The organism is Mesorhizobium sp. M7D.F.Ca.US.004.01.2.1 (assembly GCF_003997785.1).
Taxonomy (GTDB): Bacteria; Pseudomonadota; Alphaproteobacteria; order Rhizobiales; family Rhizobiaceae; genus Mesorhizobium; species Mesorhizobium loti.
In genome coordinates, this window is sequence record NZ_RZRQ01000213.1 from 1 (window position 1) to 10,575 (window position 10,575).

Consider the following 10,575-nt stretch of genomic DNA (forward strand, 5'->3'; position numbering starts at 1 on the left):
GCAAGCTTCTCGTCATCGGCCTCGGCGCCGGCAATCCCGACCACATGACCGTTCAGGCCATATCAGGCCTGAACCAGGCGGATGTGCTGTTTCTCCCCGACAAGGGGGAGAAAAAGACCGCCCTTGCCGAGCTGCGCCGTCAGATCTGCGACCGCTTCGTCACCAATCCGAAGTCACGCCGCGTCGAATTCGACGTGCCGGTGCGCGACCTGCCAGTAGAAGATGGGCCGGCCCCCTCCTATCGCTCGACCGTCGATGACTGGCATGAAGCCATCGCCGCGATCTACGAGGGTCTGATCCGCGACGAGATTGCGGGGGATGGCTGCGGCGCCTTCCTGATCTGGGGCGATCCTTCGCTCTACGACAGCGCCTTGCGCATCCTCGAGCGCGTGCGCCTGCGAGGCAATGTCGCGTTCGAGCTCGAGGTGATACCCGGCATCACCGCCGTCCAGGCGCTTGCCGCCAGCCACAAGATGGCGCTGAACCGCATCGGCGATTCCGTCCTCATCACCACCGGCCGCCGCCTGACTGAGGAAGGCATGCCGGACAATGCCGGTAGCGCGGTCGTCCTGCTCGACGGCAAATGCGCCTTCAACACGCTGGACGACAAGGATGTCGTCATCCACTGGGGCGCCTATCTCGGCACCCCGGACGAGATTCTCATCTCGGGTCGTCTCGGTGATATCGGCGCCGAGATCGAGCAAGCCCGTGAAGAAGCCCGCCGGCAGAAGGGCTGGATCATGGACACCTATCTGCTTCGCAAACCTGAATAGGAAGGCAATAGGGGAGCAAGGCAGTAGGGCAATAGGTGAAGGATGTTTGTGCTGGAAGACAGCACACGAATGCCTGCTTACTTCCCTGCCTACTGCCCTACTGCCCTACTGCCCTACTGCCCTACTGCCCTACTGCCCTACTGCCCTACTGCCCTCACCCCGCATCAATCTCCGCCTGCAGCGCCTCCATATGCGTCGCTGCCGCGGCGGCGGCCGCACGCTCGATGGCGCGGAAGCGGCTGACCACTGCCAGCCCCACGGCCGTCAGTTGCGCGCCGCCGCCCTTGCGGCCGCCGGTCTGCGCCGCCACCAGCGGTTTGCCGAACACCCGGTTCATGTCCTCGACCAGGTCCCAGGCATGCTTGTAGGACATCTCCATGCCGCGCGCCGCGGCCGAGATCGAGCCGAAAGTAGCTATGTGTTCCAAAAGCTCGATCTTGCCCGGTCCGATTCGCCCGTCGGGATCGAGATTTATCCGCAAGCTCAGCGACGGCATTCTTGCTCCTCCGCGGTCACGTCCGATCCCATACTAGAATCTCCTCGGCGACACCGCTATTCCAAAAAAACATAGCGCCCCTCATCCATCCGCCTCAGCGGGCAGTCCGGCGCCGGTGTTGGCCCGGTCGAAGCTCACCGTCTTGACCACCGCGAAAACCTTGCCGCCGAGATGGAGCTTCAGCGTATGCCGAGACTGTTCGGTGATGCGGGCAAGCACGGTTGCGCCGTTGCAGTCGATACCAACCTCGACCGCCGGGCCCTCGCCGGGGCTTATCGCGGTAATGGTTCCCGGCAGGATGTTGAGTGCGCTGAGGCCTGTCGGTTTCTCGGTGGCGATCATCACATCGCGGGCACGGATGCGAATGCGCACCCTAGCACCTGTCGTCATCGCCAGCCGCGGCACCCGGATCTCGCCTGCGGCCGAGCCGAGCACGGTCATGCCGAACGTCTCGTCATGACGCAGCACCCTGGTGTCCAGCACGGCGCCGCCCTCGCCGCGCTCTTCCGCCGGCAACAGGTCTAGCCTTTGCATCACCGCCTCGGTCGGTCCGCCGGCGATGACATTGCCTTGCGCCAGCATCACCACGTCGCTGGCCAGCCGCGCCACCTCGGCGACGGAATGGCTGACATACACGATCGGGATTTTCGTCTCGTCGCGAAGCCGTTCGATATAGGGCAGGATTTCGGCCTTGCGCGCTTCGTCGAGCGAGGCCAGCGGTTCGTCCATGAGAAGGAGGCTGGGGCTGGCCAGCAGCGCCCGGCCGATCGCCACGCGCTGCTTCTCGCCGCCCGAGAGCTTTGCCGGTCGCCTGTTCATCAGCGGGCCGATGCCGAGCAGATCGACAACGGCATCCAGGTCAGCATAGCGCTCCGCTGGTGGCGTGAACCAACGGCCGTAACGCAGATTGCTGGCCACGCTCATATGCGGGAACAGGCGCGCATCCTGGAACACCATGCCGATGCGGCGCTTGTGCTTCGGCACGAAAATGCCGGCAGCCGTATCGACCAGCACCCGGCCGTCGACCTCGATGCGCCCCTTGTCGGGCCGGATCAGCCCGGCGATCATGTTGATCAGCGTCGTCTTGCCCGACCCCGACGGTCCGAAAAGCGCCGTCAGCCGCCCGGCGCTTTCGAACCGGGCTTCGATGGCGAAACCGCCCAGCCGATGGCTGATGTCGACGAGAACGCTCATTCGATGTCCATCCGCCGGCCGACCCGCCGCGCCAGCACTTCCGAAGCCACCAGTGCGGCCATGGAAATGACGATGGAAATCAGCGTCAGACGGAGTGCTCCTTCATCGCCACCCGGCACCTGTGTGAAGGTGTAGATCGCCGACGGCAATGTCTGCGTCTCATTGGGTATGTTGGAGACGAAGGTGATGGTCGCGCCGAACTCGCCCATCGCCTTGGCGAAGGCCAGGATGGCGCCGGCGATCAGCCCAGGCAGGATCAGCGGCAGCGTGATGGTGGCGAACACCCAGAGCGGATTGGCGCCGAGCGTTCCCGCCGCCGCCTCCATCCTGCGGTCCACCGCCTCGATCGACAGGCGGATCGCCCGCACCATCAGGGGAAAGCCCATGACGCCGCAAGCCAGCGCCGCACCCGTCCAGCGGAAGGAGAAAACAATGCCGAAATGCTCGGCCAGGAAGGCGCCGGCCGGGCCGCGCCGGCCGAAGGTGAGCAGCAGCAGATAGCCGGTCACCACGGGCGGCAGGATCAGCGGCAGATGCACCAGCCCGTTGAGCAGCGTCTTGCCCCAGAATTGTCCCCGGGCAAGCAGCAGCGCGATCAAGATGCCCGGTGGGAGGCTGAAAAGCATCGCCACCGTCGCCACCTTGATGGACAGCCGGACCGCATTCCATTCGTCGGGAGTGAGGTCCAGCAGCCAATTCATAATGCGAGATGAAGCTCCTTGGAACTCAGTTGCTCGGCGCGAGCACGGTAAAACCCTGATCCTTGAACAGCGCGGTTGCCTTGGCCGACTGCAGGCACTTCAGGAAAGCCGGCGTATCCTTGTCCTTCGAATCGGCGGTCTGGGCAACCGGATAGATGATCGGCGGATGCGAATGCTCCGGGAAGGTGCCGACCACCTTGACGCCCTTTTCGGCATGCGCGTCGGTGGCATAGACGATGCCAAGGGCTGCTTCGCCCGTCGAAACCAGCTTCAGCGCCGCGCGCACATTCTCGGCCTGCGCCACCTTGCCCTCGACCGAGGACCAGACGCCGAGCGATTCAAGTGCAGCTTTGCCATATTTGCCGGCCGGCACTGCCTTGAAATCGCCCATGGCGAGCTTGCCGTCGCCGATCAGCTTGGCGAGGTCGAAGCCCTTCTCGATCTTGGTTTCAACCGCCGAATCCTTCGGCGCCACCAGCACGATCTCGTTGCCGAGCAGCTTCACTTCGGTGTCCGGCTTGGTCAGCTTCTTGTCGGACAGATATTTCATCCAGTCGAGGTCGGCCGAAATGAAGACATCGGCCGGTGCCCCACCCTCGATCTGCTTGGCCAGCGCCGAGCTTGCGGCATACGAAACGGTCGCGGCTTCGCCGACATCGGCCTCGCAGGCCTTGTTCACCGCATCCAGCGCGTCCTTGAGGCTGGCCGCGGCAAACACCACCACCTTGTCTTCCGCGTGCGCTGCCGGCACTGCCGCCATCAACGTCGCCGCAACACCGCCAATGGCGATCGCCCTCAACCCGAAACCATTGCGCGTCATGGAAAACTCTCCCTGGTTTGAAATCCGATCGGCTCGAAGCCCGCCAACCGATATATCCGCATGAATATAACAAGGGAAGGCCCAGCGCGCCCTGAAAGCGTCTGTACGACACCGATTGTTCTGGTAAGACCGGCAAAGAAACCTTGGAAAGGAACTCCGATGAAGATCAGCGCCCGCAACATTCTCAAGGGAACGATCACCGAGATCGTCAAGGGAGCCACCACCTCGCATGTCAGGATCGACATTGGTGGCGGCGCCATCGTCACCGCCTCGATCACCAACGAGGCCGTCGCCGATCTCAAGCTCGAAAAGGGCAAGCAGGCCTATGCCGTGGTCAAGGCCTCGGACGTGATGGTCGGCATAGACTGAATTGATCGCGCTCAGGGGCGCCGTGCAAACCCGCTATCGGGACCTAAGGTGTGTTGAGATTCAGGTCAGGCCGAGTCGAAAACGGCGGGTTCCGAGAACCGGAGCGGAGCGTACTTTAAGTACGTGAGCTCAGTTCTACTGCGACGCAGTAGAACTGGAAGCGCAGCAAGCTGCCGTTTGCAGGCCGGCATCACCTGAATATCAACATACCTTAGACGGCGATCGGCGCCTTGATCGATGCATCAGCGACGTAGTTTTCCAGCCGAAAGTCCTCGAAGCGGAAGGCGAACAGGTCCTTCACCTCCGGATTGATCCACATCGTCGGCAGCGCCCTCGGCGTACGCCGCAGCTGTTCGCGCGCCTGCTCGAAATGGTTCGAGTAGAGATGCGCGTCACCAAGCGTGTGGACGAAATCGCCGGGCTTCAGCCCGGTCACCTGCGCCACCATCAGCGTCAGCAAGGCGTAGGAAGCGATGTTGAACGGCACGCCGAGGAAGATATCGGCCGAACGCTGGTAGAGCTGGCAGGAAAGCCGCCCTTCCGAGACATAGAACTGGAACAGGCAGTGGCAGGGCGGCAGCGCCATCGCTTCCACCTCGGCCGGATTCCACGCCGAAACGATCAGCCGCCGAGATTGAGGATTTTTGCGTATCTCCTTGAGAAGATTCGCGATCTGGTCGATCGACCCGCCATGGCCGTCCGGCCAGGAGCGCCACTGCTTGCCATAGACCGGGCCGAGATCGCCATTCTCGTCGGCCCATTCGTCCCAGATCGAAACGCCATGGTCGGTGAGATATTTGATGTTGGTGTCGCCGGCCAGGAACCACAGAAGTTCATGGATGATCGACTTGAGATGCAATTTCTTGGTGGTGGTGACTGGAAAGCCGCGCGCCAGGTCGAAACGCATCTGGTAGCCGAAGACGGAGCGCGTTCCGGTGCCGGTGCGGTCGCCGCGATCGGCGCCGTTGTCCAGCACGTGCTGCAGGAGGTCGAGATACTGGCGCATCGGTTCCGGCTCGATTCGGTTGTCCAGCCATCATAACTGACGGACAGGCAATCGAACACCACAAAGCAGCGGCAAGCCCTGCCTGAAGGCAGCCAGTCCCCAATAACGTCACCGGCTGGCGCATTGGCTGCGCCAGCCTCCGCAAATTGACGCGCGATCGTCAGCGCGCGATCGTTAGAGGGAGCCGAGCTTGCCCAGGTCCTTCGCAACCAGATAGTAGAAGGTAACCCGGCTCTTGGTGTTATCGGCCGCCATCGCCTTGCAGGTCTTTTCGATCACCGCATCGGCTTTCGCTGCGTCGCTGATGCCGAGTTTCTTGGCGACCCAGTTGTCCCTGACACGACCGAGTTCCTTTGGGTCGGTGCAGGATACCAGTGAGGAATCACGGTTCCTGAGCGCGATGCCCAGGTGCTTTACGATCTTTTCGACCGCATCCGCACTGGCGCCAGCGTCGTATTTCTTCACGTCTGCAAGATAGTCGGCCATCAAAATTCCCCTCGTCGGCGCCACGGATCCGATCGATGAGGGCTGTGGCGCGCTGCTGCAACTTGTGCGCTAGGTCGATAACTCCTCACCGTGGCAAAGCTTCGGTTGAGACCGCGCCCAAGTCAACCCTTCGGAGATGCGGTTTTGACACGGGGACAAAGTGCCAATGCGGCCTTTCATTTCTCGCGATGGCCCCCTATATTCGGTTTGTCGGCTTGACCGACTATGGCGATAAATGGGCGATGAAATAAGCCGTTCGGACCCGGGGGCGGTACCCGGCGCCTCCACCAAAAGCTGCTGTCGGCGACAGAGCGGTTTTTGATGGGGGCGAAATAGGATCGACGAAGGTGTAAAGATCGTACTTTTGCCCGGCATGGTACCACCGTCATCGGGCTAAACCTGTAGTTGCAAATGACAACTATGCGGAAGCACGTCTCGCCGCGTAAGCGGTGCGATAGCTTCAATTCAAGCCCTAGGGGTTCGCACTTCTAGGCGGGGTTCGGAGGTACCTGGCAACAGAAACCTCCACTTCTCCCCTCCTCAACATGCGCTACGCACAACGGCAGCTCCCGCTGGCCGGTCCTTCCAACGGCTATGGGCCGCGAAGGCGCACCGCCGCGTGCCCCTCTCATGGACAAAACATGCAAAACGATTCCGATCGATTCTTCGTGCTGACCGGCGGTCCCGGCTCCGGCAAGACCACCCTGATCGAAGCCCTGCGCCGGGCAGGCTTTGCCACCTCTGTCGAAGCCGGCCGCGGCATCATCCGCGACCAGTCCGACATAGGCGGACCCGCTTTGCCCTGGCGCGATCGCACGCTGTTCGCCGAACTGATGCTGTCATGGGAGATGCGCTCGTATCAGGTTGCGCGCGAACAGACCGGGCGCCCTGTCTTTTTCGACCGCGGCGTGCCGGACACGCTTGGCTATCTCAGACTGAGCGGCCTGCCGGTGCCCCAGCATGTCAGTTCTGCCGCCGAGCGCTTCCGCTACAATCCGCGCGTCTTCGTCGCCCCGCCCTGGCCGGAGATCTTCGCGCAGGATGAAGAGCGCAAGCAGACGCTTGAGGAGGCCGAGCGCACCTATCATATGCTGGTCGGCGTCTACACGGAACTGGGCTATGAACTGATCCCGCTGCCTTTGGCCCCGGTCGAGGAGCGGCTGCGCTTCGTGTTGGCCGAGACGGAATTGGCATGAAAAAGGCCGGGTGAACCCGGCCTCTTTCATTTGTTTGTGGTTGCTTATTCCGCCGGCGCCTCGGCAGCTTCGCGCGAGCGGCCGAGCGTGACCTTGGCCAGCGTGAAGGAAATCACCGCGCACAGCGTGATGCCGGCCACCATCGGCAGCGGCGTGCCGTCGAAGAACACGCCGGCGACACCCATTGCGAGCGCGCCGATGGCGAAATGCAGCGTGCCCATCAGCGCCGAAGCCGTACCGGCGATCTCGCCATGCTCTTCCATGGCCAGCACCGAGGTGGTCGGGATGACCAGGCCGAGGAAGCCGTAGCCGACGAACAGCAGTGCCGCCATCACGTCGAGCCGGTCGATGCCGGTCGCCATCACCGCAAACAGCACCACCATCGTCGTGGCATAGCCGGTCACCGCGACGCGCACCACGCGCCGCAGCCCGAACCGCTCGGCCAGCAGTCCCGTCATCTGCGACATGCCGATGAAGGCGACCGCATTGATCGAGAAGAACACGCTGTAGACCGAAGGCGACAGGCCGTAGTGGTCGATCAGGATGAACGACGAGCTCGACAGATAGACGAAGAAGCTCGCAATGCCGAAGCCGGCGATAGCCGTCAGGCCGAGGAAGTTACGGTCGCCCATCAGGAAGCGGTAGGCCGACAGCGCGGTGCCGAAGGAGGAGCCGGCGCGGTCTTCCACCGGCCGCGTCTCCTTGAGCGAGGTCGCCAGAAGGATGGTGGCTAGCAGAGCAGCGCCAGTCACCGTCCAGAACACGGCGCGCCAGCCGAAATTCTCGATGATCACGCTGCCGGTCAGCGGCGCCAGGATCGGCGACACCGAAAACACCAGCATCAGAAGGGACATAAGCTTGGCGGCCTCGTTGCCGGTGTGCAGGTCGCGCACGATGGCGCGTGGAACGGCCATGCCGGCGCTGGCGCCAAGCCCCTGCAGGAAGCGGAAAGCGATCAGCCATTCGATGGTCGGCGCCATTGCCGAACCGATACCGCCGACCATGAACAGCGCAAGGCCGCCATAGAGCGGCAGCTTGCGGCCGACCATGTCGGAGATCGGCCCGACGACGATCTGGCCAAAACCCATCGACAGGAAGAAGATCAACAGGCTCATCTGCACTGCGGCGGTGCCGGCGTGCAGATCGGCGCCGATCGACGGCAGTGCGGGCAGATACATGTCGATGGCGAACGGGCCGATGGCGGACAACAGGCCGAGCACGACCGCAATGCGGAGGAATTTGGGACTCATGATAAAGGCTTCTTTCAAATCTGGTTGCCGCCGCCAGGCGACGTCTAACCTAGGACGTTCCATCCCATGAGATCCCGACACCCCAAAAGCGAATTTCCATTCGTCTCGTCGTGAAATCTCTTTATCTTCTGTCCACAAATTTAGACACTCTTGTCTAATTCGTCAATCACCTCTATATAGATTTTTATGAAGCTGCACATTTCTCCTGACACCTTCCCGCCACGCGGCCATGAGGCCAAGCGCCTGTCGATCGTCGATTCCGCCGCCACCGTGTTTTGCCGCGAAGGTTTCGCCGGCGCCAACATCGATCTGATCGCCGCCGAAGCCGGCGTCTCGCGCCAGACCATCTACAACCATCACGGCGACAAGGAGAAATTGTTCGTTGCTGTGGTCCGCGACCTGACCGAACGCTGCAATGCCGGCATCTTCGCCACCATTGCCACCTTCCCCGATCTGCCGGGGGATCTCGAGGCCGATCTGATCGGCTTTGCCATGCGCTTGAACCAGAATTGCATCTGCAACCGCGATGGAAAATTCCTGCGCAAGCTGATCCAGACCGAAGGCGAGCGCTATCCCGAACTGTTTGCCGAATGGCGCGAACAGGGGCCGGGCAGGACATGGCCGGCAATCGCTGCCCGCTTTGCCCGCCTCGCCTATGGCGGTTATCTCGCGATCGACGACCCCGACGTGGCGGCACGCCAGTTCCTTGGTCTCGTCAATGCCGAACTGCAGACGACCTTCATGCTTGGCGGCTCGCCGCGCGAGGACGAGGTGCTGCAATCAGCGACCAATGGCGTGCGCACCTTCCTGCGCGCCTTCGGCAAGCGCCGCTCCGCGACATCGGTTGAAAAGCAAAGCGCGCTCGCCAGCGCCTGAGCGATCAAATCGTCGGCAATAGTCCTCATCTCGGTGCGGCGGCGGTCTATATCAGGTTTACGCCGCCCTCAAGCTTGATTACAGCTATGCGGACGATTCAACGGAACCCGACCGCCACATGGCCGACGACCACATCCGCTACGACATTCTGGCCCAGGAGGCGTTGCGCGGCGTCATGCGCAAAGTCCTGGCCGAGGTCGCGCGTACCGGCCTCCCCGGCAATCATCACTTCTTCATCACCTTCCTGACCGGCGCGCCGGGCGTGCGCGTGTCGTCGCGGCTGCGCGAGCGCTATCCCGAGCAGATGACCATCGTCATCCAGTTCCAGTATTGGGACCTGAAGGTGACCGACACCGGCTTCGAGGTCGGGCTGTCCTTCTCCGACGTACCGGAGAAACTCGAAATCCCGTTCTCCGCCGTACGCGGCTTCTATGATCCCTCGGTCAATTTCGAGCTCGAATTCGACGTCAAGACGGACGGAGCAGCCGAGGAACCAGCCGCTCAAGCTACGCCCGAGCCGTTGACCATCGTCTCCGAGAAAAAGCCGAAGGCCGAGAAGAAGGCCGCCGCCGAGGCGGAGAAGAAGCAGCCTGCAGCGGCGGACGCCGCCACCAAGGGCGCCGAAGTGGTCTCGCTCGACGCCTTCCGCAAGAAATAGGCCTGCGGTTCACGCCATGGCCGACATCGTCAACCTCCGCCAAGCCCGCAAGCTGAAGGCGCGGGACGAAAAGGTGCGCGACGCCGAACAGAATCGCGCGCTGCACGGCCGCTCCAAGACAGAGAAGCAACGCGACCGCCTGGTCGCCGACAACAGCGAAAAATTCGTTGCCGGGCATCGTCGTGAAAAGCCCGGCGACCCTGACCGTCAATGAGCACGGTCGAAAAGCGCTCGGTGACCATTCGCGGTCACCGCACCAGCTACTCGCTCGAAAAACCCTTCTATGACGACCTCGTCGCGATCGCGGCCGCGCGGCAATTGACGCTCGCCGCTCTTGTCGCCGAAGTCGACGAGACACGACCTCGCGACACCAACCTGTCCTCGGCGTTGAGGCTCCATGTCCTCGATTGGGCGAAGCGCGGAACGCATCTCTAGATAGCGACCTGTCCGTTTCTCGCGATCGGATGGGACAGGCCGCCGTCGGAGGGCGCTATTTCAGCGGCAAATACAGTTCCGCGACCGCCTCATGCTCCGGCACTTCCGCGAAGAAGCCCAGCCGCTGGCAATAGATCGGAAAGTCGCGTGCTTCCTCGCCGCTGGCCGGAAGCCAGTCGCGATAAAGGTAGAGCGCGGCGGGCTCCAGATTGTCGGTGTTGCCGACGACGCGCAGCACCGCGCAGCGTCCGCCAGGGATCTCGCCGGCTTTGATCTGCTCGCCGTTCGCCTCGATCGGTTGGTCGGTCCCGACAC

The 10,575-nt window shown here is 62.5% G+C and carries 15 protein-coding genes and 1 other RNA gene; 8 read left to right on the forward strand and 8 right to left on the reverse strand.

The window, feature by feature from the left end:
• A partial coding sequence (gene cobF / locus EN993_RS24160; protein ID WP_127265017.1) for a precorrin-6A synthase (deacetylating) occupies window positions 1–773 on the forward strand: 773 nt, incomplete at its 5' end.
• 154 nt (window positions 774–927) lie between these two features.
• Here cobF and EN993_RS24170 read toward each other — a convergent pair.
• From EN993_RS24170 to modA, 4 genes are all read right to left on the reverse strand, one after another.
• Complete coding sequence (locus tag EN993_RS24170; RefSeq protein ID WP_109668119.1) at window positions 928–1,269, reverse strand: winged helix-turn-helix domain-containing protein; 342 nt, start codon at window positions 1,267–1,269, stop codon at window positions 928–930.
• Between the two features lie 81 nt (window positions 1,270–1,350).
• Entirely contained in the window at window positions 1,351–2,463 is a 1,113-nt protein-coding gene (gene modC / locus EN993_RS24175; protein ID WP_109668121.1) for a molybdenum ABC transporter ATP-binding protein, read from the reverse strand.
• On the reverse strand, window positions 2,460–3,164 hold the full coding sequence (gene modB, locus EN993_RS24180; protein ID WP_127265019.1) for a molybdate ABC transporter permease subunit: 705 nt from the start codon (window positions 3,162–3,164) through the stop codon (window positions 2,460–2,462). The genes modC and modB overlap by 4 nt, the downstream gene beginning before the upstream one ends.
• A 25-nt stretch (window positions 3,165–3,189) precedes the next feature.
• Window positions 3,190–3,984, reverse strand: a complete 795-nt coding sequence (gene modA / locus EN993_RS24185; RefSeq protein WP_127265020.1) for a molybdate ABC transporter substrate-binding protein — start codon at window positions 3,982–3,984, stop codon at window positions 3,190–3,192.
• Window positions 3,985–4,143: 159 nt separating this feature from the next.
• On the opposite strand from modA, the gene EN993_RS24190 reads away from it, so the two are divergent.
• Complete coding sequence (locus tag EN993_RS24190; protein ID WP_095202217.1) at window positions 4,144–4,353, forward strand: molybdopterin-binding protein; 210 nt, start codon at window positions 4,144–4,146, stop codon at window positions 4,351–4,353.
• Window positions 4,354–4,564: 211 nt separating this feature from the next.
• Here EN993_RS24190 and EN993_RS24195 read toward each other — a convergent pair whose 3' ends face one another.
• Complete coding sequence (locus EN993_RS24195; RefSeq protein ID WP_109668127.1) at window positions 4,565–5,359, reverse strand: thymidylate synthase; 795 nt, start codon at window positions 5,357–5,359, stop codon at window positions 4,565–4,567.
• A 174-nt stretch (window positions 5,360–5,533) separates the two neighbouring features.
• On the reverse strand, window positions 5,534–5,845 hold the full coding sequence (locus EN993_RS24200; RefSeq protein ID WP_109668129.1) for a DUF2853 family protein: 312 nt from the start codon (window positions 5,843–5,845) through the stop codon (window positions 5,534–5,536).
• A 170-nt stretch (window positions 5,846–6,015) separates the two neighbouring features.
• On the opposite strand from EN993_RS24200, the gene ssrA reads away from it, so the two are divergent.
• Window positions 6,016–6,375: a transfer-messenger RNA gene (ssrA, locus tag EN993_RS24205) on the forward strand.
• A gap of 111 nt (window positions 6,376–6,486) precedes the next feature.
• Window positions 6,487–7,041, forward strand: coding sequence for an AAA family ATPase (locus EN993_RS24210; protein WP_127265021.1), 555 nt, complete (start codon window positions 6,487–6,489; stop codon window positions 7,039–7,041).
• Window positions 7,042–7,085: 44 nt separating this feature from the next.
• Here EN993_RS24210 and EN993_RS24215 read toward each other — a convergent pair whose 3' ends face one another.
• Entirely contained in the window at window positions 7,086–8,291 is a 1,206-nt protein-coding gene (locus EN993_RS24215; protein WP_109668133.1) for a multidrug effflux MFS transporter, read from the reverse strand.
• Between the two features lie 186 nt (window positions 8,292–8,477).
• Here EN993_RS24215 and EN993_RS24220 point away from each other — a divergent pair, with 186 nt between their 5' ends.
• The 4 genes from EN993_RS24220 to EN993_RS24235 all read left to right on the forward strand — a co-directional run bounded on the left by EN993_RS24220 (window position 8,478) and on the right by EN993_RS24235 (window position 10,260).
• Window positions 8,478–9,167: a TetR/AcrR family transcriptional regulator gene (locus tag EN993_RS24220; protein ID WP_127265022.1), complete on the forward strand. Its 690-nt coding sequence runs from the start codon at window positions 8,478–8,480 to the stop codon at window positions 9,165–9,167.
• Between the two features lie 118 nt (window positions 9,168–9,285).
• Window positions 9,286–9,825 (forward strand): SspB family protein, encoded by a 540-nt coding sequence (locus EN993_RS24225; protein ID WP_109668138.1) that lies wholly within the window; start codon window positions 9,286–9,288, stop codon window positions 9,823–9,825.
• A gap of 16 nt (window positions 9,826–9,841) precedes the next feature.
• Complete coding sequence (locus tag EN993_RS24230; RefSeq protein WP_127265023.1) at window positions 9,842–10,039, forward strand: DUF4169 family protein; 198 nt, start codon at window positions 9,842–9,844, stop codon at window positions 10,037–10,039.
• Window positions 10,036–10,260 carry a ribbon-helix-helix domain-containing protein gene (locus EN993_RS24235; protein ID WP_127265024.1) on the forward strand — a complete coding sequence of 75 codons (225 nt, stop codon included), beginning with the start codon at window positions 10,036–10,038 and terminating at the stop codon, window positions 10,258–10,260. Before EN993_RS24230 ends, EN993_RS24235 begins: the two co-directional genes overlap by 4 nt.
• A 55-nt stretch (window positions 10,261–10,315) precedes the next feature.
• Here EN993_RS24235 and EN993_RS24240 read toward each other — a convergent pair.
• Window positions 10,316–10,575: GyrI-like domain-containing protein (locus EN993_RS24240; RefSeq protein ID WP_206532408.1), on the reverse strand; the 260-nt coding region annotated here is incomplete at its 5' end.

Excerpts from the sequence above, each read along its gene's own strand:
- EN993_RS24230 (WP_127265023.1), top strand. The coding sequence starts at position 9,842 with ATGGCCGACATCGTCAACCTCCGCCAAGCCCGCAAGCTGAAGGCGCGG.
- modC (WP_109668121.1), bottom strand. The coding sequence starts at position 2,463 with ATGAGCGTTCTCGTCGACATCAGCCATCGGCTGGGCGGTTTCGCCATC.
- EN993_RS24170 (WP_109668119.1), bottom strand. The coding sequence starts at position 1,269 with ATGCCGTCGCTGAGCTTGCGGATAAATCTCGATCCCGACGGGCGAATC.
- EN993_RS24190 (WP_095202217.1), top strand. The coding sequence starts at position 4,144 with ATGAAGATCAGCGCCCGCAACATTCTCAAGGGAACGATCACCGAGATC.
- modA (WP_127265020.1), bottom strand. The coding sequence starts at position 3,984 with ATGACGCGCAATGGTTTCGGGTTGAGGGCGATCGCCATTGGCGGTGTT.
- EN993_RS24235 (WP_127265024.1), top strand. The coding sequence starts at position 10,036 with ATGAGCACGGTCGAAAAGCGCTCGGTGACCATTCGCGGTCACCGCACC.
- EN993_RS24220 (WP_127265022.1), top strand. The coding sequence starts at position 8,478 with ATGAAGCTGCACATTTCTCCTGACACCTTCCCGCCACGCGGCCATGAG.
- EN993_RS24215 (WP_109668133.1), bottom strand. The coding sequence starts at position 8,291 with ATGAGTCCCAAATTCCTCCGCATTGCGGTCGTGCTCGGCCTGTTGTCC.
- EN993_RS24195 (WP_109668127.1), bottom strand. The coding sequence starts at position 5,359 with ATGCGCCAGTATCTCGACCTCCTGCAGCACGTGCTGGACAACGGCGCC.
- modB (WP_127265019.1), bottom strand. The coding sequence starts at position 3,164 with ATGAATTGGCTGCTGGACCTCACTCCCGACGAATGGAATGCGGTCCGG.
- EN993_RS24210 (WP_127265021.1), top strand. The coding sequence starts at position 6,487 with ATGCAAAACGATTCCGATCGATTCTTCGTGCTGACCGGCGGTCCCGGC.
- EN993_RS24200 (WP_109668129.1), bottom strand. The coding sequence starts at position 5,845 with ATGGCCGACTATCTTGCAGACGTGAAGAAATACGACGCTGGCGCCAGT.
- EN993_RS24225 (WP_109668138.1), top strand. The coding sequence starts at position 9,286 with ATGGCCGACGACCACATCCGCTACGACATTCTGGCCCAGGAGGCGTTG.